At 46.7% G+C, this 26676-nt stretch carries 38 protein-coding genes; 5 read left to right on the forward strand and 33 right to left on the reverse strand.

All coding sequences use genetic code 11. From position 1 onward, the window contains the following. Positions 1–15 precede the first annotated feature (15 nt). From NF865_RS01130 to hydB, 33 genes are all read right to left on the reverse strand, one after another. The gene (locus tag NF865_RS01130) at positions 16–543 is read right to left on the reverse strand and encodes a DUF106 domain-containing protein (RefSeq protein WP_253304799.1); all 528 of its coding nucleotides are present in this window, start codon (positions 541–543) and stop codon (positions 16–18) included. Continuing rightward, the gene (locus NF865_RS01135) at positions 536–1126 is read right to left on the reverse strand and encodes an adenylate kinase (protein ID WP_253304800.1); all 591 of its coding nucleotides are present in this window, start codon (positions 1124–1126) and stop codon (positions 536–538) included. The genes NF865_RS01130 and NF865_RS01135 overlap by 8 nt, the downstream gene beginning before the upstream one ends. Before the next feature lie 93 nt (positions 1127–1219). Continuing rightward, positions 1220–2605, reverse strand: a complete 1386-nt coding sequence (gene secY / locus NF865_RS01140) for a preprotein translocase subunit SecY (protein WP_253304801.1) — start codon at positions 2603–2605, stop codon at positions 1220–1222. Between the two features lie 38 nt (positions 2606–2643). After that, positions 2644–3087: an uL15m family ribosomal protein gene (locus tag NF865_RS01145; RefSeq protein ID WP_253304802.1), complete on the reverse strand. Its 444-nt coding sequence runs from the start codon at positions 3085–3087 to the stop codon at positions 2644–2646. 10 nt (positions 3088–3097) lie between these two features. Then, complete coding sequence (locus tag NF865_RS01150; RefSeq protein ID WP_253304803.1) at positions 3098–3562, reverse strand: 50S ribosomal protein L30; 465 nt, start codon at positions 3560–3562, stop codon at positions 3098–3100. A gap of 11 nt (positions 3563–3573) precedes the next feature. After that, the gene (gene rpsE, locus NF865_RS01155; protein ID WP_253304804.1) at positions 3574–4281 is read right to left on the reverse strand and encodes a 30S ribosomal protein S5; all 708 of its coding nucleotides are present in this window, start codon (positions 4279–4281) and stop codon (positions 3574–3576) included. After that, on the reverse strand, positions 4278–4883 hold the full coding sequence (locus tag NF865_RS01160; protein WP_253304805.1) for a 50S ribosomal protein L18: 606 nt from the start codon (positions 4881–4883) through the stop codon (positions 4278–4280). The genes rpsE and NF865_RS01160 overlap by 4 nt, the downstream gene beginning before the upstream one ends. Before the next feature lie 5 nt (positions 4884–4888). Further along, complete coding sequence (locus tag NF865_RS01165; protein WP_253304806.1) at positions 4889–5335, reverse strand: 50S ribosomal protein L19e; 447 nt, start codon at positions 5333–5335, stop codon at positions 4889–4891. 5 nt (positions 5336–5340) lie between these two features. Then, a complete protein-coding gene (locus NF865_RS01170) occupies positions 5341–5721 on the reverse strand; it encodes a 50S ribosomal protein L32e (RefSeq protein ID WP_253304807.1) in 381 nt (126 codons plus the stop codon). Positions 5722–5731: 10 nt separating this feature from the next. Beyond that, positions 5732–6286, reverse strand: coding sequence for a 50S ribosomal protein L6 (locus tag NF865_RS01175; RefSeq protein WP_253304808.1), 555 nt, complete (start codon positions 6284–6286; stop codon positions 5732–5734). Between the two features lie 10 nt (positions 6287–6296). Next, entirely contained in the window at positions 6297–6689 is a 393-nt protein-coding gene (locus NF865_RS01180; protein ID WP_004068317.1) for a 30S ribosomal protein S8, read from the reverse strand. A gap of 11 nt (positions 6690–6700) precedes the next feature. After that, the gene (locus NF865_RS01185) at positions 6701–6871 is read right to left on the reverse strand and encodes a 30S ribosomal protein S14 (RefSeq protein ID WP_004068318.1); all 171 of its coding nucleotides are present in this window, start codon (positions 6869–6871) and stop codon (positions 6701–6703) included. 2 nt (positions 6872–6873) lie between these two features. Then, a complete protein-coding gene (locus NF865_RS01190; protein ID WP_253304809.1) occupies positions 6874–7425 on the reverse strand; it encodes a 50S ribosomal protein L5 in 552 nt (183 codons plus the stop codon). 11 nt (positions 7426–7436) lie between these two features. After that, a complete protein-coding gene (locus NF865_RS01195) occupies positions 7437–8183 on the reverse strand; it encodes a 30S ribosomal protein S4e (protein ID WP_253304810.1) in 747 nt (248 codons plus the stop codon). Positions 8184–8185: 2 nt separating this feature from the next. Then, complete coding sequence (gene rplX, locus NF865_RS01200; RefSeq protein ID WP_253304811.1) at positions 8186–8548, reverse strand: 50S ribosomal protein L24; 363 nt, start codon at positions 8546–8548, stop codon at positions 8186–8188. Between the two features lie 10 nt (positions 8549–8558). Beyond that, complete coding sequence (locus NF865_RS01205; RefSeq protein WP_253304812.1) at positions 8559–8984, reverse strand: 50S ribosomal protein L14; 426 nt, start codon at positions 8982–8984, stop codon at positions 8559–8561. A 5-nt stretch (positions 8985–8989) separates the two neighbouring features. After that, positions 8990–9325, reverse strand: a complete 336-nt coding sequence (locus NF865_RS01210; RefSeq protein ID WP_253304813.1) for a 30S ribosomal protein S17 — start codon at positions 9323–9325, stop codon at positions 8990–8992. 5 nt (positions 9326–9330) lie between these two features. Then, positions 9331–9699: a ribonuclease P protein component 1 gene (locus tag NF865_RS01215; protein ID WP_253304814.1), complete on the reverse strand. Its 369-nt coding sequence runs from the start codon at positions 9697–9699 to the stop codon at positions 9331–9333. Further along, positions 9585–9851, reverse strand: a complete 267-nt coding sequence (gene yciH / locus NF865_RS01220) for a stress response translation initiation inhibitor YciH (RefSeq protein WP_253305698.1) — start codon at positions 9849–9851, stop codon at positions 9585–9587. The genes NF865_RS01215 and yciH overlap by 115 nt, the downstream gene beginning before the upstream one ends. Positions 9852–9887: 36 nt before the next feature. Beyond that, positions 9888–10088, reverse strand: coding sequence for a 50S ribosomal protein L29 (gene rpmC / locus NF865_RS01225; RefSeq protein WP_253304815.1), 201 nt, complete (start codon positions 10086–10088; stop codon positions 9888–9890). Next, complete coding sequence (locus NF865_RS01230) at positions 10085–10708, reverse strand: 30S ribosomal protein S3 (protein WP_253304816.1); 624 nt, start codon at positions 10706–10708, stop codon at positions 10085–10087. The genes rpmC and NF865_RS01230 overlap by 4 nt, the downstream gene beginning before the upstream one ends. A 4-nt stretch (positions 10709–10712) precedes the next feature. Then, complete coding sequence (gene rplV, locus NF865_RS01235) at positions 10713–11183, reverse strand: 50S ribosomal protein L22 (protein ID WP_253304817.1); 471 nt, start codon at positions 11181–11183, stop codon at positions 10713–10715. A 5-nt stretch (positions 11184–11188) separates the two neighbouring features. Then, a complete protein-coding gene (locus NF865_RS01240) occupies positions 11189–11587 on the reverse strand; it encodes a 30S ribosomal protein S19 (protein WP_253304818.1) in 399 nt (132 codons plus the stop codon). Positions 11588–11597: 10 nt separating this feature from the next. Beyond that, complete coding sequence (locus NF865_RS01245) at positions 11598–12317, reverse strand: 50S ribosomal protein L2 (RefSeq protein ID WP_253304819.1); 720 nt, start codon at positions 12315–12317, stop codon at positions 11598–11600. An 11-nt stretch (positions 12318–12328) separates the two neighbouring features. After that, entirely contained in the window at positions 12329–12589 is a 261-nt protein-coding gene (locus NF865_RS01250; protein WP_252743204.1) for a 50S ribosomal protein L23, read from the reverse strand. 6 nt (positions 12590–12595) lie between these two features. Next, on the reverse strand, positions 12596–13363 hold the full coding sequence (rpl4p, locus tag NF865_RS01255) for a 50S ribosomal protein L4 (RefSeq protein ID WP_253304820.1): 768 nt from the start codon (positions 13361–13363) through the stop codon (positions 12596–12598). Between the two features lie 11 nt (positions 13364–13374). After that, positions 13375–14460: a 50S ribosomal protein L3 gene (locus tag NF865_RS01260; RefSeq protein WP_253304821.1), complete on the reverse strand. Its 1086-nt coding sequence runs from the start codon at positions 14458–14460 to the stop codon at positions 13375–13377. A 1-nt stretch (position 14461) separates the two neighbouring features. After that, complete coding sequence (locus NF865_RS01265; protein ID WP_253304822.1) at positions 14462–15238, reverse strand: putative RNA uridine N3 methyltransferase; 777 nt, start codon at positions 15236–15238, stop codon at positions 14462–14464. A 122-nt stretch (positions 15239–15360) separates the two neighbouring features. Continuing rightward, positions 15361–15807 (reverse strand): hydrogenase maturation protease, encoded by a 447-nt coding sequence (locus NF865_RS01270; RefSeq protein ID WP_253304823.1) that lies wholly within the window; start codon positions 15805–15807, stop codon positions 15361–15363. Between the two features lie 41 nt (positions 15808–15848). After that, complete coding sequence (gene hydA / locus NF865_RS01275) at positions 15849–17129, reverse strand: NADPH-dependent hydrogenase/sulfhydrogenase 1 subunit alpha (protein WP_253304824.1); 1281 nt, start codon at positions 17127–17129, stop codon at positions 15849–15851. Then, on the reverse strand, positions 17129–17917 hold the full coding sequence (hydD, locus tag NF865_RS01280) for an NADPH-dependent hydrogenase/sulfhydrogenase 1 subunit delta (protein WP_253304825.1): 789 nt from the start codon (positions 17915–17917) through the stop codon (positions 17129–17131). The genes hydA and hydD overlap by 1 nt, the downstream gene beginning before the upstream one ends. A gap of 11 nt (positions 17918–17928) precedes the next feature. Then, the gene (gene hydG / locus NF865_RS01285) at positions 17929–18819 is read right to left on the reverse strand and encodes an NADPH-dependent hydrogenase/sulfhydrogenase 1 subunit gamma (RefSeq protein WP_253304826.1); all 891 of its coding nucleotides are present in this window, start codon (positions 18817–18819) and stop codon (positions 17929–17931) included. Beyond that, positions 18816–19919, reverse strand: coding sequence for an NADPH-dependent hydrogenase/sulfhydrogenase 1 subunit beta (gene hydB, locus NF865_RS01290; RefSeq protein ID WP_253304827.1), 1104 nt, complete (start codon positions 19917–19919; stop codon positions 18816–18818). Before hydB ends, hydG begins: the two co-directional genes overlap by 4 nt. A gap of 236 nt (positions 19920–20155) precedes the next feature. On the opposite strand from hydB, the gene NF865_RS01295 reads away from it, so the two are divergent. From NF865_RS01295 to NF865_RS01315, 5 genes are read left to right on the forward strand one after another with little or no spacing between them, the layout of a single operon-like run. Beyond that, complete coding sequence (locus NF865_RS01295; protein ID WP_253304828.1) at positions 20156–22069, forward strand: molybdopterin oxidoreductase family protein; 1914 nt, start codon at positions 20156–20158, stop codon at positions 22067–22069. A gap of 1 nt (position 22070) precedes the next feature. Then, positions 22071–22568: a 4Fe-4S dicluster domain-containing protein gene (locus tag NF865_RS01300; protein WP_253304829.1), complete on the forward strand. Its 498-nt coding sequence runs from the start codon at positions 22071–22073 to the stop codon at positions 22566–22568. Beyond that, positions 22565–23989, forward strand: coding sequence for a hydrogenase 4 subunit D (locus tag NF865_RS01305; RefSeq protein WP_253304830.1), 1425 nt, complete (start codon positions 22565–22567; stop codon positions 23987–23989). Before NF865_RS01300 ends, NF865_RS01305 begins: the two co-directional genes overlap by 4 nt. Then, positions 23990–25801 (forward strand): proton-conducting transporter transmembrane domain-containing protein, encoded by a 1812-nt coding sequence (locus NF865_RS01310; RefSeq protein ID WP_253304831.1) that lies wholly within the window; start codon positions 23990–23992, stop codon positions 25799–25801. A 1-nt stretch (position 25802) separates the two neighbouring features. Continuing rightward, on the forward strand, positions 25803–26675 hold the full coding sequence (locus tag NF865_RS01315; RefSeq protein ID WP_253304832.1) for a respiratory chain complex I subunit 1 family protein: 873 nt from the start codon (positions 25803–25805) through the stop codon (positions 26673–26675). Position 26676 lies beyond the last annotated feature (1 nt).

Consider the following 26676-nt stretch of genomic DNA (forward strand, 5'->3'; position numbering starts at 1 on the left):
CGTTTTTAAATTTAACTAATATGAGTCCAAGAGCTTTCTTAAAACCTGTCCGACAATCATTGATGTCAAGATGTACCATCCAATATACCCTAGCTCGTTGGCTTGGAGGGAAGAGTGGTAAAATCTGTGGAACCAGTCAAAGAGGAAAAAGTTAAACGGTGATTTCACGATTGCCGTTTCAACATACCACCTTCTCATCCATCCAAAGAATATTATGAATATTGGCATTGTAAAGAGCATCGGTTTGAACATTGAGTCCTTCATAACTTCATTTTGAAGCTTTAAAAGCTCCAATTGTTTTTGTTGAAGCTTTCTCAGTTTTTTCTCGTCTTTAGCCTTTTGAGCCTCTTTCCACTCCTTCTGGAATTCTCTGCTCATTTTTTGCAGTTTTTTCATTTTCTCCTGGTCTATCAGCAGGTGATTAACTAGTGTGAAAAAGGCTCCAAGTATAATTCCAGAAATTGTTACCACCCACATGGGGTGAGCATTTGTTACCAAAGGTCCAAACACTTTATCAAGTGCAAGATATACTCCTTCAAGCATCTTCACTCACCGCCAGATCAAGTATTTTTACCAGCTCATTAACGGCCTCTTCTAAACCTTTATCCTCATGATTTTCAATTATCTTTATAAGTGCATTGGAATGCATTGCATAGCTTATTGCGGCAGCCCTATTTAAATCTTGATGTCTCTGAATTTGCTCTTCAGTCTCAACGTCCCTGTCTCTCTTGAGGTCTCTTAGCCTTCTTCCCAGTATTTCACTGGGTGTTGCCTCTATTATAACAATAAATCGTGGGTTTATAACCTCAATTACCTCCTTAGGAAAGCCAAGCATGTATCCCAAGGGCGTTTTTATTGTAGCATGGGTATCAAGCAGTACTGGCTCTTTTCTTGATATCTCAAGAATCCTTTGAGCAGCTTTGAGCTGTAATTCTCTCTGCACATTTAAGCTCAGCTTTCTCATTTCGTCCCTGTGAGTAACCAGTTTAGCCTTCAGGGCTTCTTCAAACATTATATCTCCAAAGTTAACTACCCTGAATTTTGCTTTAGTCCTTTTTAAAGCCAGCTTTGTGATTGTGCTCTTTCCTACCCCAGGAATCCCCGTGATGACTACCACAAACGACATCTTATATCACCTTGACTAAAACTCGCACTCCAGAGAGTACAAAGAAGAATTGGTTTATAAGGTTTTTTAGAAAATGAAGGCAAAAAGAGAAACTCAACTAAAGAACCTGCGCAGTGCTGGGAACATCTCGGTAGCTTGTTCCCTTGCTATTTCTTCATAAAACCTGTAGAGTATACCCACTGTAAGCAGTATTCCGGTTCCAGTTCCTAGCGCTCCAAGGAAGTCCGCTAATACTGCAACAACAGCCAAGGTAAATGCTCCCCAGAATGTAACGTAGGGGATGTATCTCTGCAAGACCCTCTCCAATATTCTTGGGTCTCTTCTAAAGCCCGGTATCTGCAGTCCGGCTCTTTGCAGTTGCCTTGCAATACTCTTAGCGTCAAGCCCAGTAAGCTCAACCCAGAGGAATCCAAAGATAAGGGAGAACGTTATGGTGAGTATGGCATAAACCAAGGCCCTCAGTGGGTCGGCCGTAACGCTGAATATGTCCCTAGGCGGTAGAACGTATCTTACAACTCCAGAAACTGCTGCCCCAGTTTCGTCAAAAGTTCCAAGGATTGGGTGACCAAGTCTTTGTAAAAGCCTAGCCCAGAGCTGGATGTTTGCATAGAGGGCAAAAGTCAAAATGATCGGGATATTGCTGACATACATGAATCTTATTGGATACCTCCCTCTAACAGTTACCCTTCCATAACTGAGGGGAATCTCCACGCGCATGCTTTCTAAGTAGACAACTATCAGGAAGATGACTATCGTTGCTAAAACGCTTAACATATCTGGAAGTCCCCTTCTGTAGAGAGCCCCTGTAACGTCACCTTTAATTATGTGCTGAATAAACGCCGGAATGGCACCTATTATGGCAGGACCACCTGTTAGTGGATCTATAGCTTGATTTGTTGTTAATGGGTTAAGTGATCTCGTAACAATTGTCTGTGAAACTCCCGCAGCGATGAAAAGACTTATACCGCTACCAATTCCCCACTTGCTTACAAGCTCATCCATAATCATTACCATTATTCCACCAAAAGCAAGCTGGAGCATAAGAAGTACCTTGATTGTTAATGTGGGATTTCCAAATGCACCTGCAAATACGTAAACAGCTGCCTCGAAGAAGCACATAAATACTGCAAACACCTTCTGCAGAGCTTGATAAAACCTTCTGTCCTCATGGTTTGAGAGATCAAGCTTTATTATTTCTGATCCCACTAAGAGCTGCATGATAATTCCAGCGGTAACTATGGGACCTATTCCCAAGGTTAATAGACTACCGTTTCTACCAGCAAGGACTACTCTTAAAGTCTGGAAATAGTCCTGTATTTGGCCGGGAATTCCAAAAAGAGGTATCTGTGCCATGATAAAATACAACAGCAACGCAACTCCTGTCCATGCGAATTTTTCCTTTAGAGGCACGTGTCTCTTTGGTCTTTCAATTTCTGGGAACGCGTGCTCTATCCTGTAAATTATTTCCCTTGCTCCCATAGATTACACCTCAAAGATAATTTATTCAAAAAGAAAAATCAGGCAAGGAGGGCTTCTCCCCCAGCCTTAATTATTTTTTCTTCAGCTTTGGGGGAGAATGCTCTAGCCTTAATTACGAGTGGCTTTGTGAGTTTCCCGGTTCCAAGCACCTTATCGGCAAATTGAGTGGTATCAACAATGATTCTTCCCTCTTCCTCATAGGCAATGCCGAGCTGCATAAGTTCATCAAGGTGTTCATCAATGAATTTGAGGTTTACTGCAGTTATCTCTCTTTGAGCTTCTATGGGCCTCTTGAAACCTCTTTTGCCCAAGTGGTCGGGAGCATATTTGATGACCCATGTCCATTTTGTCTTCTTCCTTTTTCCTGTTCCAGCCATACCTCTACCGCCCTTGTGCCCTCCACCACGGTGCTTCTTTTTGCATCCCCATCCATGAGTGTGGGAACCGCGAAGTTTTCTCACCTTCTTTTTCCTTCTAATCATTTCTCGCACCTCACAGCATTCTCTCTATAAGCTCATTAATCGCCTCTCCTCTATATCCCAAAGCTCCGCCCTCTTTGAAGGTCCTCTTCTTGCTCCTAATGCCACCTCTTGCCGGGTGAAGTCTAAAAACAGGCTTAAGCCCTGGTAAGTCGCTGAGCTTCATTTCTCCGTTGATGACCTTTTCGGCGAATTCTTTAATACCCATACCAAGTTTTTCTTGAACGTACTCCTCTGTAACCCTCTTGTTTCCTTGAAGTCTTCCTCTCTTCTCTATGAGCTTTGCTAGGGTTTCAGCGTTTATCTCTCCCCAAGTGATGTAATCCTTCACCTTCTGTATCATGCCCTTGTAAGTCGGAGTATCATCAACGATCACAAGGTGATTTACCTTGTGAAGTCTCAGCATTGCGAGGGTGTCCTTTACGGGCCTCTTAACATTTACCCTGCCCCTTATCCTAATCAAAGCAAGTTTTGCCATCCTCGCTCACCTCACAGTTCAAAGTTCTGTGGCATTTCTCTACCAACCACTATACCATAGCGCTCGATCATCTCGGGCTTTACAGCGACACTGTTGGTGTTGTAGAGTGCCCCAAAAACTGCCTTCGCAAAGTTAACTGTAGTTCTTGTTTCACCTAATGTTTGTGACCACACGTCCTTAACTCCTGCCAAGCTGAGTATCTTTTTACCAACGTCACCAATAACAAGGCCAAGTCCTCTAGGCCCTGGCATGAGTTTTACTTTCACGCTACCGCTTTTACCTTCAACGGCGAATGGGATTGAGTGCGGTCTCCTACACCTACACTCCCATGAACCACAGCCTCTTTTGATCTCAATTATGTTCATCTTTGCATAGTTGATTGCCTTTCTAATGGCTGTTCCGACTTCCCTTCCGTGACCAATGCCAAGCCCCACATAGCCGTCTCTGTTTCCTACTGCTGCAAGTACTCTGAACCTAACTCTCCTACCACTGTCTGTCATTCTCACTGTCAAGGCTATGTCAAGCACTTCTTGGTTTTCTCTTGAGTTGACCTCAGGAAGGAGTACATCAACTATTTCTGGTTCTTTTATCTGGTAACCCCTTCTAAAGATCTCGTGAATATCAGTTATCTGTCCTTCCTTAACGAGCATACCAAGCTTTGTCTTGGGCTGCCACTCTTCTAATACTCTTTGAGCGTATTCCTTCCAATCCTGGCTCATGCTCTCACCTTCTCAAATTTCTCAATGATTCTCGCCTTAACCTCTTCAAAGTGCTCGGGAAGCCTTTCAGGTTCAAGTCCTCTCACAAGATATCCTCCAAACTGTCTTCTGTACTTCTCCTCGTCTTCCTCTTTAAGCATCTTTGCATACTCGGCAATGTGTTCTCCTTTAATTCTGTCTTCTCCCGGATAGATTTCCTCGCTGTGTGGAACGTCTAAACCTGCATCTACAGCTCCCTTGAGGACTGCAAAGATACTTGATCCTCTAGTGGGTGGATGCAGACCAATGTCAAGGATAGCCTCCTCTATACCCTTTTTAAGAGCTTTGTATCCAATGAGCAGTCCAAGGAGATAAGCGCTCGGCGTATTTCCGCCGTGTCCTTTCCATCCAAAGTCTCTCATGAGTTCTCTTGTGTGAGCTGAAACAACTGTCTTATCTCCTTTTGGATCGTAAAGCACTATCTGGGCTATATGATGGTTGAGAGTTTTTCTCACAACTAGCCTTGGCTTGCCTGATTTGAGGAGAGCAAGCCTCTTGTGATAGTTAGTTTTGCCCTCTCTTCTCCTTCTGAATGGAACCCTATATCTTGGTCCATGTGCCATATATATCACCTCTTCAATATGCCTTTTTCTTCCATGAACAGGTAAAGCTGGTGTTTGCTCTTGAATTGCCCACCCTTAGCTCTTATGTAAAGGTTGCGGTAGGTGTGTTCGTCAATCTTCTTCTCTGCCTTGAGCTTTCTAAGCTCCTTTCTAAGGGCCCTAATTGTCATCATCCATCTCTCCTTCTTGCCCATTCTTGCCGTCTTTTTGCCCTTTCTGCTTCCATGTCCCCTGTGCCTTCCTTTCTTCCTTGCTTCTTGCCTAAGCTTTGCCCTGTATCTGCTTTGTCCTTTAATTGGCTTTTTCTTGATGACGCCTTCGTTTATCAGTCTTTTAATGTCCTCCCTAGTGATAGCAGACCTAACATCATCAATTCTTTCGGGGTCTATCCAAACCCTATTCTCGCCACATTTCAAAAGTTCAGCGGCAATCCTTCTCTGCATCTTGAGCATAACCTTCACCTCGCGTTGAGCACCTTAATACCCAATTCCTTAGCTCTCTCAATTATCATGAGTCTCTTTCTCTTTCCGACTGTTCTGGCTATCCTAGCGGCTTGTCTTGTTGGGTCTATCGCTTCTAGCTCCTTAACGTTGTGTACAAGAACTTCTTCGTAACCGCTTGGGTGGAGACCGCGGACAGCTTTGGGTGAGCTCCATCCAATGCTGGGTGATCTAGCTTTCCCTTTAAGCTTTAGTCTCATTTTGCTGTCAGTTCCCTTTGGTCTTCTCCACTTGGGATCATTCTTAAACTTGGGGAACCTCCACCATTCCTGTCTAAGAAACTTAGGTTTTTTCTTTTTGAGTCTGGCCCTTATTCTTAAGAGTCTCGCTTTTTCCATCAGTCTCACCTCAGAACTTTATAGGTTTACCCGCCTTTTCAACAATGTAAATACCATCTTGGAAGACTCTCCTATCTCTACCGGTAATTCTTGTCGCCTGCTCGATGTTTGCTGCAGTCTGTCCGACTTTTTCTTTGTCGATTCCCTCCACTATTATTTCGCTGCCCATGACCTTTACTGTAACCCCCGGGAGTATCTCAGCTATTCTAGGTGCTTTTTCACCGAGGAAGTTCTCTATGTAAACCTTGTCTCCTTGAACCTTGACTGTTATTGGGAAGTGGCTGTAAACGACCTTAAGCTTGTAAGTGAACCCTTCCGTAACGCCCTTGATCATGTTTGCTATGTGAGACTTGAAAGTTCTTGCAATGGCTATGTCCTTCCTCCTTGGAAAGTCCTTGTAGATAACTACCTTGCCGTCTTCAGTGAATATCTTGACCCCCGGATAGTTGAGCTCTCTCTCAACTTCTCCTTTTGGTCCCTTCACCTTGACGAGGTTGCCATTAACTTCAACAGTGACCCCCTCTGGAATTTCAACCTCTTCCCTCACCCATGCATCAATTGGCATTTCTCTCACCTCAGTAGACGTAGGCTATTAACCTTCCACCAATGCCCTTCTCAAGGGCCTCTTTGTGTGTCATAACTCCTTGGGATGTGGAAACTATTAGAATACCAAACTCGAATGCTGGAAGGAATCTCTTTTCCCACTTCTCATATTCCTTGGCTTTTACTGAAAATCTCGGCTTTATTGCCCCGGCTTTGTTTATCTTCCCTAAGAGTTGAACCCTGTATATGCCTGCCCTTCCATCATCGATAAACTCAAACTCACCTATGTATCCGTTCTCTTGCATAACCCTAAGTACCTCTCCAATAAGCTTTGAGGCTGGTTTTATGTAAACCTCTTTCTTTCCAACTCTCTCGCTGTTTGTAATGTGAGATAAAGCATTTGCCAAAGGATCCAACAGAGTCATCTCATCTCACCTCAGTCGTATTTCTTAAATCCTAATTTTGGAGCTACCTCTCTAAAGCAGTGCCTGCAGAGCATTAGTCCGTGTATCCTAACGATTGGTCCAAATTGTCCACACCTAATGCATCTTCTCGCGCCCTTACCAAACTTTCTTGGCTTTCTCTTGTTGTAATCAGCCTTCGCCATAATCATCCCTCCACAATCTGGACTCCAAACTCTTCCTCCATGAAAACCATACCCTCTTCCTTTGTAAGCTTGTGCCTTGTAGGGATGTGGTGCCTTCTTCTCTTTCTTCTTGCAATTCTGTATCCAGGCCTTTCAAGCGTTACACAAACGTCCATACCAAATATACCGATCTCTGGATCATATTCCACTCCTGGGATGTTAATGTGTTCATCAATACCAAAGCAAACGTTTCCATGTTCGTCAAAGCTGGATTCCTTAAGCCTGTTGTCAACAGCGGCCAATAGCCTCTTAAGCATCTCATAAGCTTTTTGTCCCCTTAGGGTTACTTTAACCGCTATCGGCTCGCCCCTTCTGATTCCAAAGTCCCTGTTTGTTTTCTTTGCCTTCCTTCTTATTGGCTTTTGACCAACAAGTGATTCTAGCATTGTCTCAGCCTTTGTAAGTCTCTCACCACTCTCGCCGACACCAATGTTTATGGTGACCTTAGCTATCCTGGGTCTTCTCATAGGATGAGCTTCCCAATCAGCCAGGATTGCCTCTCTGTTAGCTATCATTCCTTTTCACCTCACGGTAATGAGATCTTTGGTTCTTCTTTACCCAACACAAACGCGTAATCCTTTAAGGTATCAAAGAGCTCCCCTTCCTTGTCCTCAATGGTAACCACGTCCGGCCATCCGCCTGGGAATTGCCTGACTTCAACGATTTTTCCTACTCTTGCAACGTTCTTACCCTGAACAACGAACACATAAGCTCCAATTTCAAATGGGAGCACTTCAATTATTTCTCTCTCCGGAACTTTCATTAAGACGGTGTCTGAAGTCTTGAACTTGTCTTTGGTCTCATCTGTGAGTGAGCTGAGCTTGACTAGGTGGTTTGTTCCGTCATGGAAGTTAAGCTGCAGGTTTCCTCCCTTTACCATTCTCTTATTGTTTATCCTCAGAGGCTTTATTTTTGCCTCTTCTTCGCTTATTGGGTGGAGAATAAGCTTTCCAATTCTATTTGGAAAGACTCTATAGTGCTCCTCAGTTTCCGGAATTGAGACGACATCCATAATACCAACCGGGAACTTGTAGTCTTTTCTGACTTTTCCATCCACCAATACCTTTCCTTCGTTGAGGATTTTTCTTGCTTCTCTGCCTGTCTTTGCGTATCCAAGGTAATCCCTAATTATGTAGATAAGGGGAATTGATGTTTTCATGTTGTGTGGGCCCGGAGAGGGCCTTACAGCCCACTTGTATGTTTTTCTCTCAATGTACCACTGAGTTGGAGCAGCAAGCCTTTTCAAGTGTCTCTTAGCACCTTTCCTCGCCATCTTCAAGCCCTCCTCTCAATTATCTTTTTCCTTCTCTCATCCTCAAGATTCAGCTCAACAATCATAACGTTTGATGGGTGTATTGGGTAAAACGCCTCAGTACCGTTAACCTTCTTAAGGGTTGCTCCCTCAACGTGAATTCTGTATCTTTTGAGATCAACTTCCACAACTTTCCCTTCATGTCCCTTAAAGTCCCCTCTCATTATTTTCACTTTGTCTCCAGCCCTAATTGGAAGAGCTCTAATGCCATACTTCTGTCTGAGCTCTTTTGAAAGGGTAGCGCTGACTATCTTGTGTCTGAGATGAAGAGGAGCATTGTACAAAAACTTCCTTTGCTTTCTTGGTTGTTTGCTCTTTAATCTCATTTCTCTCACCTCACAATACCATGCTCGCAATACTTCCTACTCTAACCCATTTTTCAGCGGCTTCTCTCGCAACGGGTCCTCTAACCTCAGTCCCTCTCGGAACACCTTCAGGTGTCGTAATGACTGCTGCGTTGTCTTCAAATTTTACTCTCATCCCATCGAGCCTCTTGTACTCTTTCCTCTGCCTTACTATAACTGCCCTAACAACTTGGTGCCTCATGTCTGGCCTTCCCTTCTTTACCGTTGCAACTACCATGTCACCAACACCCGCTGAAGCAAGTCTTCTCCTAACGCCTTTGTAGCCTACCACTCCAATTATCTGGATTATCTTTGCTCCTGAGTTGTCTGCCACGTGAAGGTAAGCACCGATTGGCAATGCTCTAGTGGGCCTAACGGGGGAGATACCCCTTGTAGCACCAGCACCTTTCTTTGCCATTTTCTTCACCTCTCCCCAGCTCTTTGAGTAACTGCAACAACTACAAAGCTCTTTGTCTTGCTAAGTGGTCTGGTCTCGGCTATGATAACTTTGTCTCCAACTTTTGCGTTTATGCATGGTGGGTTGTGGGCATGTATCTTGCTTCTTCTAAGCTCGTAACGCTCGTATTTTCTTAGGTAGTGATAGTACTGCCTCTCCACGGTAACCGTGTGTCTTGGCTTGTCGCTAACAACAACTCCCTCAAACACTCTACCGTGTACTTTAATGTGTCCGTGCCATGGGCACTTTGGATCATCACACTTCTCCGCGGGAGGTTGTATCCTCAATCCGATGTCTCTCATCTTTTTCACCTCTTTTTCAATCTCATCTCAGGCCTTCCAATTAGCTCTTCTCCCTTTATTCGTATTTTTTTATCGTCAATTTCAAACTCAAATTCGGCAACATTCTTGGGAACTATCCATACCTTTTCTCCAAGGATTGTGAGAGTATTTCTCGTCTCGTCAATCACGTATCCCTCAATCCCTACTAACCCCGGATGAGAGCTTTTGACGACCCTAACTTTTAAGCCTATGAGCTCGTGCATTGGTAGTGTTTTTCTGATCACTCGACCTCTATCAAGTCCTCTGAAAATCCAAGTTCTGCCAATAAGCGCTTCACCTTTTCTCTGTGGTCTCCCTGAAGCTCTATCCTTCCGTTTTTTGCTGTTCCTCCGCATGCCAGTTTCGCCTTAAGCTTTTTTGCAATTTCTTCAAGGTTGAACTCTTTTTCATCGATTCCCTCTATTATGGTCTTGAGCTTTCCATAACGAGCCTTTTCAATGTAGACTTTAATCCTTTGCTGCTCTTTCAACACCTCTTTAAATAACATCTCATCCAGGGGGTTCACAATCCTAGGCACTAACCATCACCTTTTACTCCTCAACTTTTCATTTCTTATTGTTAAGAGACGGGCAATATCCCTTTTAAGGTTCCTGATAACCATCGGGTTCTCTAGGGAAGTACCCATTGTGAGCATTCCTCTTTCTTTTGCAAGCTCAAGCCTTAACTCTCTAATCTTGGCCTCAATCTCTTCCAAGCTCATCTCTCTAATCTCGCTTGGTTTCATTGTTCGCTCACCTCTTCTTCAACTGGTTTTTCTATAATTTCAATCTCATCTGGAAGTCTTGCATCTGGTGGCATAATTGAGACCTTAACTCCAATGACACCAAGTTTGAGCAGTGCTTGTGCATAGCCCCTTGAGACTAAAGTTTCAGCAGGGTTTCCAACTTTTGCAATATATCCTTGGTAGAATCTAACACTTTTAGCTCTTTCTCCTGTGAGCTTACCGCTTATTCTGATCTCAACTCCTCTCGCACCGTTGTTCATAATTGCTCTTATTGCAGCGTATGCGGCTCTTCTAAAGTGAACTCCTCTCTCCAACGCCTGAGCAAGTCTTGTTGCTTGAACCTTAGCGTTAAAGTAGGGGTTCTTAATTTCTTCAACTTCTATCTGGGGGTTTTCCAAGCCAAATTGTCTCTCCAGTATTCTTGTCAGTTCCCTTATTTTCCTTCCGCCCCTTCCAATAACGAAACCTGGTCTCTCGGCAAAGATAATTACCTTTGTTCCAAGAGGGGTCTTTTTGATGTCAAGTCCACCATAACCCGCTCTTCTAAGTTCTTTTTCAAGATATTCGTCGATGAGCATCTCTTTGATACCTTCTTTTATGAAATATCTCTCGATTGCCATGAGCTCACCTCCTAATTTCCTCAACAACTATCTCGATGTGTGTTGTCTGCTCGTTGAATGGGGTAGCTCTTCCAAAAGCCCTTGGAATGTATCCCCTAAGCACTGGACCTCTGTGAGCTGCAGCGTGTATTATCTTCAATCTATCTGGGTCAAGACCCTTCTGTTCTGCGTTGTTCTTGGCATTGAGGAGTATCTTTTTGATTTCTTTGGCAACTTTTACCGGATACCTTCCTGGACCGAAGCCTTTTCCTCTCTTGTGTCCTTGAGAGTCGTTGAATCTCCTAAGGGGCACAGGCCTTCTCTTGGCTATTACATCATCAAGGAACTTTATAGCATCGTTGAGCATCATTCCCTTAATTTCCCTGCAGACTTCTACCGAAAACTTTGGAGATATTCTCAAGTCTCTCCCACTTGCCCTTGCCATTCTCTCTGGGTCAAAATTTTGGAAAGAGTAGGAAAACCTTGCCATTCCCAATCACCTCACTTGATTGCAACGAACATTGATGACCTTGTAGCACCAACACCAGGTGATCCGTGTTGGACCCTCTTTCTTGTTAAGGCGAACTCTCCAAGGTAGTGACCAATCATTTCTTCTTTAATTTCTATTGGGACAAACTCCTTACCGTTGTGGACGTAGATTGTCATTCCAACCATTTCTGGAAGGACAATCATATCCCTGCTGTGAGTTCTTATGGGCTTCTTGTATTTGCCTCTCTTAGCTAGCCTGATCTTTCTAAGAAGCTTCTTCTGTTCGGGTGTTAAACCACGTTTGAGGCTCCTCCTTTGCCTTGCAGGGAGAAGCTTAGCCAAATCTTCAAGAGACATGTTCATGAGTTCCTCAAGAGTGTAACCGCGATATCTAAATTCTTTTTTTGCCATTTACACCACCTCACTTTCTCCTTCCAGTCCTTCTCGCAGCTATATGACCAACTTTTCTTCCAGGTGGAGCTCTCCTTGAGACTGTACTTGGCTTACCAATGTGGTGCTCTTTACCACCGTGTGGGTGGTTAACTGCGTTCATCTTCACACCTCTTGGCTTGGGCCAGAACCTGTTTCTTGCCTTCATTATGTAGTATGCCTTACCTGCCTTGACTATTGGCTTTTCAAGTCTTCCTCCACCAGCAACCACACCAATTGTTGCTCTGCACATTGGGTGGAACGCCTTAAGCTCACCACTTGGTAACTGAACAATTACTCTGTTTTTCTCTTTTGAAACAACTAGAGCATAGCTTCCTCCAGCCCTCACGTACTTTCCACCATCACCCGGAGAACCTTCGATATTGTAAACGTATGTACCCTCTGGGATGTTTGCAAGTGGAAGTGTGTTTCCAACTGCTACTGGAGCTTCGGGGCCAATATAAATTTCCTGACCAACCAACAGACCTTCTGGAGCAAGGATGAGCTTCTCAAGACCGTTTTCAAACTTAACCTTAGCAACTGGTGCAGTCCTTCCTGGGTCGTGAAGTATCTCAATTACCTTACCGGCGATGGTCTTTTTTTGAGTGAAGTTTAGAGGAATGTATTTAACCGCTCCCCTATATCTGTGAGACGGTGCCCTGAAGGTTGTTGTCCCTTTTCCTCTCCTCTGTTGGATTAAACTCTTACCCATTCTCACCCACCTCAGAACAATCCTATTCTAGCAGCAACCTCACTTGCGCTGTATTCGGGCTTCAACTTCACATAAGCTTTCTTTTCACCCTTCATTGTTATAAGTGTGTTAACTTTCTCGACCTTGACGTTGTATATTTCCTCGACAGCTCTCTTTATGTCCTGCTTTGTGGCTCTCCTATCAACTATGAAGGTAAGCTTGTTTTCTCTCTCAACCATGGATATTGCCTTTTCTGTAACTACAGGCCTTATAATAACCTTATATGGATCCATCACTCATCACCCATAAATTTCCCTTAATCTCTCTATTGCTCCCTTTGTCCATATCGTAAGTCTTCCGGGGTGTGCACCTGGAGCTAAAAGCTCTACACCCAAGTTGTCCACTAAAACAACGTCAACACCTGGGTGGTTCCTTGCACCCTGAACTATTCCCTCATTTTTGGCAACTACGATAAGTGGGCCTTTTGCTTTCTTGTATCTCCTGCCCCTCATCTTACCCTTTCCAGCTCTTACTTTGGTGTTCTTCTTTGCCCTCTCGATATCGTCCCAAACACCGAGCTTCTTGAAGATTTCTCTTGTCTTTGCTGTCTTGTAGACCTTCTCCAATTCGTCCTCCACCACAAGAGGAACCTGAGGTATGTTATCAATTATGTGGCCCCTTGCTTTAACCAAATCATAGTTTGCAGTGGCAGCTATAGCGCTCATTAGTGCAAGCCTTCTTTCCTTCTTGTTTATGTCTTCCCATATTATCTTCTCAACCTTTGGTGGGTGTGTTCTTCTTCCACCTCTGGCGAAGGGAACGAACGCTGCAAACCTTGGGGAAGTCTTTATTCTTTCAACTCTTGCCATGCCGTGACCTTTTCCAATGTTCTCAGTAACTCTCCTCTTACCTGCCAAGGGATCTCTCCCTTGGGGTTGTATGCGGTGTGTCCATGAGGCGATGACAGCCCTTCTAATGAGATCTGGTCTGAAAGGTGTTTGGAATACTTTTGGGAGTTCAATTTCTTCAATTGGCTCGCCATCGAGTGAAAATACCTTAACTTTCATAAACCCTCACCTCATTGTTTTGATTCTCTACTAACGTATGTGATTTGTGGAGCCTCAACAGGAGGTCTCTTTGCTGGAGGTCTTATTGCTGGTCTTACTCTGATTATTCTCTTTATAGCACCAGGAATGCTTCCAGCAATCATTAGGAAGTCGTTTCTGACTACTCCGTAGTGTGGGAATCCTCCCTTTGGAGTAATCTCGATCTCTTCTCCATCGAGCTTCAATTTTCCATTTTCTCCTATTCTTAAGAGCCTCTTGTTGAATTCAGTCCTGTGGTGGAAGCCCATTTGTCCAGCCTGTGGAACAGTCCACATAACTCTCGCAGGGTGCCATGGACCAAGGTTACCAACGTGTCTTCCCTTTCCAGCTCTCTGAGCCTTGTGGAACTGAATCTTGATACCCCATCTCTTAACTGGACCTTGGGTACCCTTACCCTTTGTGACTGCTATAACGTCAAGAAGCTCTCCTTCCTTGAGAACTTCACTTACCCTAAGCTCTTTTCCAAGCTTCTCCTTGATGTAAGCGAATTTCTCTTCAACGCTTGTTCCACCGACAGCGTACTCCATGACCTCGGGCTTCTTCTTTATTCTTGCGAGCCATGGTTGGGTTGCTACAAGGGCTCTAACTTCAACGATTTCCCCAGACTTAACGAGGTCTTCAAGCTCTCCAAGCTTTTGCTGGAATGTTTCCTCATTGTAGTCCTTTGGAAGGGTTTTGATTCTTCTCTCAAGGAGTTGGTAGAATGTAACGTTCTTTGCTTTCTTTGATGGGTAATTTTCAAGCTTGAAGTCTGGAACCATAACCTCGGTTGCAGTTTCGAGTCCAAGGTAACCCTGCCTGTAAGCCCTGACTCCATAGACTATCAAGGGTGGGGCTTCAACTATTGTCACTGGCATGAATATTTCTTTGCCTTTTGTAAGCCCTGGAGTATCGTCTATCATAAGTATGTGGGTCATTCCTGCTTTGTATCCCGCAAACCCGAGCATTCTAACTTCTTGTTCTTGTGGCCACTTTCTAATTCTCGGAACTATGCTCTTGGCTCTTTTTCTTGGGGAATACGCCAATGAACCTCTTCTTGGTTTGCTAATTTTTCCCATTTCAATCCCTCCTTATGAAATTAAATATCGCCAATGTCGCCAACACGGCTTCCTCCGTTCTAACGGTCTTTGTCTTTTGATTTGGAATCGTATTGAGGATTAGATCAAAGGGATAATCCTCATTAAAGTCTCTCAGGATTTCCATTATCCCCTTTCGGGGGGATCCAAACACGAATCCCACTTCCCCCTCCAGAGGGGGAAGGTTCACTTTTCTCACATCCTCACCCTTTCGGGAGGTCGCGATTGCAAGGTTGAGGTTTGCCTTTTTAAGTGTTTTTGCTAATGACTTTCTGGTAAGATGTACCCGGTATCCCCAATATTCCTCTGGTTCTGAGGGCACTACCTTTAGTGGCTTCAAGGACACTATTTTGAACGTCATTCTCCCTTCTCCACTTCCCTCTACAATGGCGAGCTCGTCAAGGCCAATGTCTGCGTACAGCCTTCTGCCCTTTCTGATTACAATGCCCTCTCTGATTTCGCCAATCTTGGGTTTCCCCTTGAGCTTGTGGTGGGGGGTTCTTAGGGGTGGTAAGACACCCACGTGTTTGAGTTCCTTCCTAAGGGGTATCAAGGCCTTTCTCAGATACTGCGGGGTTTCCATGTATTCCAACACAAATTTAATGAATTTCCCGTCTTTTCCGCCTGCTTTGTAAATCCATATGTGCTCAACACCGAAGATCGCTGCAGCTCTGCCAATTTGTCCGACTTTATAAGTCCGTATTTTTGGATCGGATGTCTCTTCAAGGAGTGAATCTGGAATGAATATATGCCACGCCATTTCAGCCATCCTTTTACGTTTCTATACCCTAAAGCTGTAGTGGGGTAAAAAGAAAGTATTTAAAAGGCTTTCGAACCCTTCCACCCTTTTGCATCCTCAGAAATGTGAAAAATTTTTGCAAACTATTTTGCAATTGACTCTACCATATTAATAATATTAGGAATACTATGGTTTACATCATCACTAATCTCTGTACCAAGATCAATATCCTTGGCAACAACCCCAATAAAATGAATTTCTGCCTCAGGAAGTCGCTTGTCAATGGCCATCAAAAGCTTGAGTCCATCAATAGCCCCCATAAAATGCGCACTTCTTATTTCCGCCTTAAGTTTTTCAAAAACTTCGTCTCCTTTTAGATGAATAATTTCTCCAGGTTTGTACTTGTCCGTTAGTATTGCATCGATTAGTATTATCTTCTCCTCTCCATTGTAATAGCGGTGAAGCTTGAATATATCCGTCCCGACTTCAAGAACATTGTAACCTTTTTTTGCTAGGATTCTACCAACCTTCAACCCAACGCCATCATCCTTCATTAGTTCATTGCCAAGAGCTAAAATCAAAGTTCTCATCTTCCCACCAGCAAAAATATTGAGAAGAGATGTTAAAAAGATTAAATCCTAACAACGTGGACTGAGCAAGAGATACAAGGATCATATGCTCTTGTAGTCATTTCGGCAAGAAGTTTAAGCCTTTCTGGATCGTCCTGCCAGTGCTTTTCTGCCATCATCCTAACATGGCGTTCCATGATTGCAAGGTTCATTGCTGTTGGTGTTATTATATCCGCATAGCTGACTCTTCCGTCTTTGACTTCAAGAGCATAAACGACCAATCCTCTTGGAGCTTCAGTTATGCTTACGCCAAATCCGTCCCTTATCTCAACCTCGTCTCTTTCTTTTATTGGCCACTTTGCGAGGGCCTCCTCAATGATGTCTATTGCTCTTTCCACAAAGTAGACAAGCTCAAGTGCTTGGGCAAAGTTGTTTGCAAAGCAGTTGTTGTACCTAAAGAGATCTTTGTACTGGTTGTAGAGTTCCTTTGCCTTTCCATAGAGAAGGTCAGCATTGTTCACTATTCTTGAAAGTGCACCTACCATAAAGGGCTTTCCTTTGTAGAATGAGTGCTTTGCAAAGCTGTGCTCCACGACTTTTTCGACTATATGCTTTTTGTACTCTTCCACAGGGAATTCGAAGCCATCGCTAACTTTAATATAATCTCCATAGATTCCATAGACGTCATTTCTCGGCTTTACTGCCATATGAACTATTTCATCATCGTTTACCTCTTCGTACTGTTCGAGCTTTGAGAAGAGCTCCACTGTGTATTCAGCCAAAGGCAGGGCTTCTTTAAGTTCTCTCTTCATTTCCTCAAACTGGGCTTTTGTTGGGAGTTTTCCAAAACCTCCAAGTATGGCATTCTCTTGGTGAATTGCCCTTGAACCGAGATAGTCCATTATTTTTGAGCCGATGTTCTTAAGAGCCATCGCATATTCAATTTCTTTCTTGTATTTGTCCACCATTGCCAACGGATTTGAGTAGCCGAGATAATCGGGCAAGACAAGCAGGTAGAGATGCAGGGCATGACTCTCTATCATATCACCTATATAGAGCAAATCTCTCAGGTCTTGAATTTCAGGTCTTGGAGTAAAGCCCACAGCCTTTTCAGCCGCTTCCAGTGCCGTAAGCTTATGGGCCGCTGAACAGAATGAACAAATCCTCGGGTAGACCGCCAAGGCTTCTTCAAGCTTTTTACCGATTGTTATGGCCTCAAAGAAACGAGGCCCCTCTATGATGTTGAGCTTTACCTCCTTGACGCCCTCATCGCCGACAACTATCTCTACTCCACCCTTGCCCTCAACGCGCGCTATGTGATCAACTGTAATCGGAATATACATTACTCTCCCTCCTCAAATACCTTGTTAACCATTTCTTCCAGCTTTGGATTGTGAGCATTGAAAATTTTCATTCTCTCAAGTATTTCCTCTTTTGTAAGGCCCTTCTTCTTGAACTCCAATGCGAGTGCATCGAACCAAGCAACGTCGTAACCTACAGCACCTCTACACCCAATACAAGCGACGTTAAATGCTGGGCACCGAGCATCGCAACCGGCAACTGTCACAGGGCCAAGGCATGGCTCTCCTTTTTCTATGAGGATACATGGGTTTCCTCTAATTCTGCATTCAACACATACCGGATAGTCTATGTCTTCAGGCCATGAACCTACCAATAAGGCACCCAAAGCGTAGAGGAAGTCCTTTTTCTCCGGCGGACAACCATAAAGCTTGTAATCAACTTTAATGTATTTTTCCAGTGGCTCAGCCATCTTTGGTTCAAATTTGACGTGAGCGTCTCCATAAACAGTTTTCCAGAGTTCACTAAGCCCCTTATCTTTATCCCAGCTCTGCACTCCACCGTGAATGGCACATGAACCCACCGCTATGACTATTTTGGAGTTTTCCCTAATTTTTCTTACGAGCTCGACTTCCTCTTGAGTTGAAACACTCCCTTCGATAAATGCAATGTCAACTTCCTTATCCTCATCGCTATTGCGTTCGACCATAAACCAGCACTCGATGTCGGCTTTATCAAGGAGCTGCAATATTTCATCCATCATAGCAAACTGGAGTTGGCAGCCATAGCATGAAGTGAGAGCATAAAACCCAATCTTAATTTTCTCGCTCATCTTTTGTCACCTCAGTCGAGCATTCCGGGTGTTGATACGATATCAAAGTACGTGAAGACGGGGCCGTCTTTACAGACGTACTTCCATGAGGTGCTTGTTCCCACGTTACAGTGGCCGCACTTTCCTATTCCACACTTCATCATTCTCTCAAGCGTAACGTAGATGTTCTCCGGTCTGTAGCCATAGTTTATGAGAGCCTCAAAAACATCTTTGTACATTCTTGGAGGACCGCAGATTGCCACTGCTGTGTTCTTGGGGTTTGTATTTGCTTCTACTATGAAGTTCTGCGGCCTGCCTTTTGGTCCCGGCCAATCGGGATCTCTTGTGACACTCTGAATTATCTTAACGTTTTCAGCCTCCGCTATATCCTTCATAGCCTCAAGCTCCTTGTAGAAGAGAAGGTCCTTCCCATAGCGGGCAGTGTTTATGAAAGTTATGTTACCGTACTTCCAGCGGTTGTCCATCGCGTAGAGGAAGACACTCCTAAGGGGCGCAGTTCCAAGGCCCGCCGCTATTAAGAGCAGATCCATGCCTTCCCATTTGTCAACAGGGAAACCGTTTCCATATGGGCCCCTCACGAGTACGGTATCACCAGGCTTAAGCTTGTGGACTGCAGTAGTAACTCTTCCAGCTTTTCTGATACAGAGTTCAAAGAAACCTTGTCTCATGGGGGAGGAACATACACTAATCGGCACTTCCCCTATTCCTGGTATTGTAAGCTGGACAAACTGGCCCGGCTTAAATTTCCAGTTCTCTGCAATAGTTGGGTCTTCAAACCTAAATAGGAACAGCTTTTCTAACTCGGTGAGTTGATACACCCTAAGAACCCTAACTCTTTCTAGGGCATAGGGATTGTCCTCTGCAAAAGTATTGCTCCGAGGAACGGGTCTTGGGACGGTCATTGTTCACCACCTCCAACAGATGAACCATGTGCAAATCCTCTCTTTGGAATCTCTTCCGAGATTCTCGGTGGACATGAGCTTTCCTCAAGACCCAAAATGGTTCTCAAATTCCTTACAAAGCTTATCTCCGCAGGGCAGAAGTACGAACACCTACCACATCCAACACAATAGCTGAGACCAAGTTTTTCAACATAGGAATTTTTGCACATATACCTATTCATAAACCTGGATTTCTTTGTCGGCCTAAAGTTGTGTCCACCTGTCACCATTCCATGCCTTACCAGCTGACAAGAATCCCATCTCCTAACTCTTGCCCCAGTAACGCCATCGATATTTGGGATATCTTGAACGTCAAAGCACCTGCAAGTCGGGCAGGTGGTATTGCAGTTACCACATCCCAAACAGAGTTCACTCTGCTCATCCCACATTGGGTGTTCAGTCTCAAGTTCAAGCAAGTACCTTAAGTCCGCCCAGTCCTCATGATACCTAAACATCTGCTGCTTTTTATTTTCAAAATCTCTAAAGTTGCACACATCCTGAGATGTTACTTCCTCAAAGAGAAGTAAGTTCTTATCAACTATCCTGTGACCAGTGGGAGTCGCAACACGGACAAGCCACCCATCGGGAAGTTCATGAAAGAATAAGTCGAAGCCATCGTCTGCAAAATCCGTCTCCCTTAAGTTACAGAAACAATATTCATCTGGAACACAGCTAATGCCTATGATAATGCCTTTTTCCCTCCTAACCTTGTAATATTTGTCTGGAAGCTCGTCCAAGTATATGGTATCCATTATTTTAAGCCCGAAGATGTCACATGCGTGCACCCCAAAAACAACAAACGGCTCAACATCTTCAATAGCTTCCTTGTACTCTACCTTTGATAGATTAAATTCAAACATTTTTTCCCTTGGCAGGAAGAAGAACTTTTTTGGTGGCATTATAGTTCTGTTGTAATGAAACTCTACATCTCTGACGTTTTCTATTTCTCTAAAATCATAGAATTTTTCAGAGATTTTTACGGGAGCATAGAGTGTTCCCCAGTCTTTTAATCGCTCTAAAAACTCATAAGTATTCTCCTTCGGTAGCTTAACATACCTCAATTCCATCACCTCGTTTTTATAAGTCCATGAACACTAACGGTTTATCTTGTACATTAAACACCAAATATAGTACTTCAAAGTCTATAAAAAAGCGTCTATAAAAAAGCTTTCTAAACCCTTAGTTTTCCAACCAAAGGTTTAGAAAATTCTTAAAAACTTTACATATATCTAGGTCAAGGGACACTTATGATCATGTGAACATAAATGTACATGTGTACATAACTGGAGGGAAAGATATGCGGCTCATCACCTGCCCATACTGCGGAGCCGGGTGCAGGGCATATGTGAAGAAAGAGCTATCTCGCCCGTTCATGATAGAGTACGTCACCGATATAAATGTTCCCAATGACCAAGGAAAGCTCTGCCCGAAAGGAAATGCCATGCTCGAACATATACTCAGCAAAGAAAGGCTAAAAGTCCCGTTGAAGGCCGTTGAAGAGGGAAAATTCGTAAAGATAAGCTGGAAGGAGGCAATAAATGAAATCGCATCTTTTATTCGGGATCACATGAAGGACGACCCTAACAAGCTTATGTTCATCGCGGGAGGAAAGGTCAGCAACGAGTCCGCCTATCTTTTCCAGAAACTCGCGAGGAGCATCGGGACGAACAACGTTGATAATACCAGCCACCTCTGCCACGGCGTATCCGTGAAGGCCATACTGGACGCAAACTTCGAAAGGAACTGGGCGATGTACGATGATATCGAAAAGAGCAATGTAGTAATCGTATGGGGGACTAACCTGGCCGAGACCGCCCCACTTATTTTCCGCAGGGTTCTAAAGGCCAAGAAGGGGGGCGCCAAAATCATAGTCATAGACCCGAGGAAAACCAAGACCACAAAGTTTGCCGGTATCCACGTCCGCCCGTTTCCGGGCACTGACATTGCGCTGATAAACGCACTCATCAATCTCCTGATGGAAAGGAGAAACGCAAGGAGCGCACACTTCACGGCATCCGATCTCAAAATAATCAGCAAGTACACGCCGGAGCGCGCCGAAAAAATAACCGGGGTGCCCGCGAGAGACATCGAGAAAATAGCCAGAGAAATTGCTCTTGCAGGAGAGGGCGTTATTTTGTGGGGCTCAGGCATCGCCCTCCACTCCAACGGCTATGACGTTATCAGGAGTATCATAACGCTCGCCTCAATGGTTGACTTCAAAGTCCTGCCGCTTGCTGGACAGAACAACTCCCAGGGAGTCATGGACATGGGCGTGGTGCCCGACTTACTGCCCGGGTACAGGAGGTACGACGAGGTAGACTTCTTCAGGGAAGCATGGAAGAACGAGGGACTTCCAACTGAAGCCGGGCTCGACATTCCAAAATCAATCAAAGAGGCCCAAAAGTACAACGTTTCGGCGTTTTATATCATGGGAGCAAACATCGCGGTGAGCTTTCCGGAGGCCGAAAAGGCCCTAAAACGGGCAGAGTTTGTCGTTGCCCAGGACATATTCCCGACGCAGACAACGGAACTTGCCGATATCGTTCTCCCTGCGGCGGCGTTCCTTGAGAGCGACGGTTCTACAACGAACGCCGAGAGGAGAATCCAGTGGGGCTCCAGGGTAAAGTGGCCCCCGAAGGACGCCAAGCCGGACTGGGCCATCTTAAGAGAACTGGGAAATGTGCTTGAACTTGAGGGGTTTGACTTCTACTTCGCCGAGGAGATTCTCCGCGAAATAAGCACTCTCGTCCCCCAGTATGCAAACGCCAGCCCGCGCACTTTGATAAGAACGCCAGAGGGAGTTAGATGGAGCATGGAACCGCACTCCGGGCCCGTTAGGACGTACACTTCCGAGAGAATGCCCACCCTTGAGCCCCCGGTCATGATTACCGTCAGATACGTGGGCCAGTTCCAGACGGGAACTATGACCAAGAGAAGCCCCTCACTGAACGTCATGTGGCAAGACCTGCCCATCCTGGTAAGCGAGGAAGACGCCCAGAAGTGGGGGATAAAAGATGGCGACAGGGTCAGGCTCGTCTCAGAGAACGGGGAGTACATAGGAACAGTGAAGGTGTCCAAGACGGTCATTCCCGGCACAATCAAAGCCCCCTGGCACGAGGGTGCCAACCGCATAATGGGCCTGGAGATTGATGAGGAAACAGGTCTGCCCCAGATGAAAGCATGTTCATGCAAACTTGAGAGGGTGGAGTGATATGGGGAAGAGGGTCTTTATCGACTTTAGGAACTGCATAGGGTGCAGGGCCTGCGAGATTGCCTGCGCCAGGGAGCACCACGGGAAGGCCAACATCACTCTCATCGAGACATCGGAACTGCTCATGATGTCCTTTAACTGCAGGCACTGTGAAAACGCCCCCTGTATGCTGGTCTGCCCAGCCAGGGCGCTCTACCGGGACGAAGACGGGGCCGTGCGCGTTAAGGCCCAGGACTGCATAGGCTGTATGTTCTGTTCTATTGCATGTCCCTTCGGCATGCCGGAGTTCGTCCCCGAGCTGAAAATTATGGTCAAGTGCGACCTCTGCAGTCACCGCAGGGATGAGGGGAAGCTCCCCGCATGTGTGACGACCTGCCCGACCGATGCACTGATTTTCGCCAGCGAGGAGGAGATATTCCAGATAAAGGTCAAACAGAACCTTGCCAAGGTTGAGGAGCTCGCCAAGAAGGTTGAAAAGATAATGGGGGGAACCGTATGATATTCGAGCTCATCGCGCTTTCAATAATCCTCGCGTATGCCGGTGCAGTCTGCTTCGCCCTAGATGACAAAAAGGCAGACGCCGTAATGCTCCCCCTCCTCTGGGCCTCGACGGCCCTCCAGGTGGCCGCTGGCGTCCTGTTCTACTCGTCCCCCTCGACGATTCATGTGAAACTGATGGTGTTAGAGAGCTTTGGAGAGATATATGGCTTCATAATTGACCCGACGAGCGTGTTCACGGCCCTGGTGGTTTCCTCTGCGGGTGCAATATTCCTGACGTACGCGGTCAGGTATATGGACGACAAAAACATTGGTCACCCCCACAGGGGCCAGAAGGGAAGGTTCTACGGGTGGATGATGATATTCCTCGGCTCAACGCTCACGTTCATATACTCATCCACGATACTGCAGATGCTGATATTCTTCGAGCTGATGAGCCTAGCGTGTTGGGGTGTCGTTGGGTTCTACGGAAGCAAGAAATCGGAAAGGTCTGCCCTCAAGGCCCTCCTGATACCGAACTTCGGTGCAGTTGTGGGTTTCTACACCGCGGTGGCGTTCGGGTTCAAGTACGGTGACCTCAGCCTGAAGTTCCTCGGCAGCCTGCCCGGAAACGAGAAGCTGATTCTGTTCGTCTGCCTTATGATTGCGGCCTTTACAAAGAGCGCCCAGTTCCCGTTCTACTCGTGGATTCCTGATGCTATGGTGGCCCCAACTCCTGCGAGTGCCTTCCTTCACGGAGCGGCGATGGTCGAGATGGGTGTCTACCTTCTGGTAAGGGTCGTCCAGTTCATGAACCCGCCCAGAGAGGCATTCTACCCGATGGCGGCGATCCTGTCCCTGACGCTGGTGATAGCAATCCTCGCGTATCCCAAGCAGACCGACGCCAAGAGGCTGCTCGCCTACTCAACGATAGCCGAGTGTGCCATAATGTATACAGGAGTTGCGGCTGCCGTCCTCGGTCACCCCGTCGGGATTAAAATCGCGCTGTTCCAGCTCATGAACCACGCCTACCTCAAGGGCCTCGCGTTCCTCACCGCGGGAGCCTTCACATACTACTACGGCACCCTGGACATGACGAAGATAAGGGGCCTCAAGGAGACCCCGATACTTGCATACGGCTGGGCCATAGGGCTCCTCGGGCTCGCGGGACTGCCGCCGTTCGGCATTTTCTTCAGCAAGCTCTACCTCTTCCTTAACGCCGGCCCCCTGTACAGCTCCCCGCTCGGTGCACTGCTGCTGATCCTAATCCTTGCGGACTCAGTCGTACTGCTGGCGGTCGGCCTTAGGAGCATCAACATGATGGTGTTCAGCGATGGAGAAGGAAAGAAAGTTGACGGCATCGTAAAGGGCGCACTGGCCGGGCTGATACTCCTCTCCCTGGTCTCGGCATACATCGGGTACTTCGCCCTGGGGGTGATGTGAATGCTGTTCGCAGTCCTCTTCACCATCGCGATCATAATCGGACTTGTCAGGCGGGAACAGGTCAAAGCAGTTGGGTTACTGTCCGCCCTGGCCTCTTTGGCCCTGATAGTCGAGGCGTTCAACGGCATCAGTGCTACTTACTCCATTTTCGGGCTTGAGTTCACCTTCATGACCGACACCCTGTCGAGGTTCTTCTGCATACTCGTGGGAATCTCGGGTTTCGCGGTTTCACTCTACACCACTGAATACATGGAGCCGAGGCACCTGAACCTCGCCGCTTACCCGGCTTTCATACTCTCAATGGCGCTCATAGTGCTCAGCAGGGACTTCCTTGGGTTCATAATATTCTGGGAGCTCATGACAATAGCCTCCTACGTGCTGATAGTCACGTACTACGACAACCCAGAGACCAAGAGGGCGAGCCTCATCTACCTCGTTGCAATGCACGCCTTCAACACGGCACCGCTCCTCCTCGCGATAGGTGCCATCTACAGCAATTTCGGAACCCTCAGCTTCTCCGCCCTGCAGGGGGCCTACGTGCCGACCTGGGTACTCTGGGCGTTCCTGATTGGCTTCATGTCAAAGGCGGGCATATTCCCCATACACTTCTGGCTCCCGGAGGCACACCCCGTCGCTCCAAGCAACGTGTCCGCACTCCTGAGCGGTACGATGCTGAAGATGGCCATCTACGGTATGATAAGGGTCGTCGAGCTGTTCCCGGGAAGCGAGGCAATCGCTAGGACGATGGTCGTGCTCGCAATACTCACGATAGCAATTGGAGCAATAATGGCTCTTGTCCAGAAGGACATAAAGAGGCTCATGGCATATTCGAGTGTGGACAACATGGGCTACCTGTTCCTGGCGCTCGGAGCCTACATAATGCTGGACGGAACCCTCAAGAAAATCGCTTTCCTTGCCCTACTGCTCCACGCCTTCAACCACCTCGTCTTTAAGAACCTGCTCTTCATGCTTTCGGGCAACGTGCTCCACGCAACGGGCAGGAAAGACCTTGAGCTGAGGGGCCTTGGAAAGAAAATGCCCTTCACCGCGGCGATGATGGTTGTGGGGATCCTCTCGGTGTCCGCGGTTCCCCCGTTAAACGGCTTCATAAGCAAGTGGCTGATATACCAGGCAACGTTCCTGTCAAAGGACCCCCTGCTGGTAGGGGGAGGAGTTGTAAGCCTGTTCGCGAGCGCATTAACTCTGGCCGCCTACATCAAGATATACCGCATCTTCAGGGAAGAGCCCAACGTTGAGGCCCACGAGGCAACCCCGCTCATGCTCGCGGGGGAGGCCCTCCTTGCAATCCTGTGTGTGGCCGCTGGAATATTCCCCGGCGCGATAGCCGGGCTGACAGGGATTGACGTCGGAAACCCGTGGCTGATTTCGCTTGGTGGGACGACTTTCAACGCACTGCTCTTTGCGGGAGTGTTGTTCTCAATCATAATCGCGGTAGCAATAGCCCTGCCCACAAAGAAGAACCTGGACGCCCCATGGACCACGGGCGAGCCAGCTGAGAAGTTCGAGCAGAGGCCCGAGCACATGTTCGCTCCAATCGCAAGGTGGGGTGAGAAACTCGGCTTACTCGGCAGAAAGATCGAGGAGAAGCTCTCGGCCTTCGAAAGGTGGTACTCCTCCAGGGACATGGGATACCTCGACGAGATGGTGTTCATGCCTGTAATCAGGCTGATGGCAGGGACTTCCTACGTGATAAGGGAGCTGTCCAAGAACCTGAACGCCCTGCTCGCGGTGACGTTCCTGGTGCTGTTCACGATAATCCTAACTATGGCCGTACTTGTGGGGGTGATCTGAGATGGAACTCATCGGAGCAATCATCGCGCCATTTTTACCTCCATTATTAGATGGGATTGCGAGGAAAGTGAGGGCCATGATACAGAACAGGGTAGGGCCCTCGATTTTCCAGACGTGGTACGACATAATAACGCTCCTCTCAATGGACTCAATACTCCCAACGTCATCGCTCGCTTTCAGGCTGGCCCCCTACCTCGCGCTCGCGAGTGCCCTCTGCATGGCCCTCATGCTGCCCTACGGGTCAGACGCGATAATAAACTTCGGGGGAGACCTGATAGCGTTCATATACGTCTTCACACTGTTTTCCGCGGCCCTGGTGTTTGGAGCCCTGAGCGTGGACAACTCGTACTCACACGCGGGTGCCAACAGAGAGCTAACGCTCTCGCTGGTATTCAAGCCACTCTTCGCGATTACGATAGGCATATTCGCCCTCAAGACGGGCTCGCTGAGCATAACCGAGATCGCCCACTCGGTATCCCCGAGCATCTCAATCATCGGGGCCTACCTGCTGCTCCTCTACGTTACCTACGTGGAGTCTGGGTTCATACCCTACGACATTGCCGAGGCGGAGACGGAAATCCTGGAAGGACCCCTCACAGAGTACAGTGGCAGGCTTCTCGGCCTGCTCAAGTGGGCACTCCAGATAAAGAGGTTCGCGATGATATGGCTGTTCGCATCTTTTGTGGCCCTCCCGGTGGCGGAAGGGGCCATCGCCTTCGTCCTCCAGTTGCTGGTATTTCTGCTCACTTACCTGCTGATGGTGACCTACGAGTCCCTGAACGCCCGCTACAGGCTCGACCAGGCAACGAAGCAGGGAGTTAAGGGCATCGTTATCGGAGTGATACTCATGATAATCGCATGGCTGGGATGGTGAG

Origin of the sequence: Thermococcus aggregans, from assembly GCF_024022995.1 — an archaeon.
Lineage (GTDB): Archaea > Methanobacteriota_B > Thermococci > Thermococcales > Thermococcaceae > Thermococcus_A > Thermococcus_A aggregans.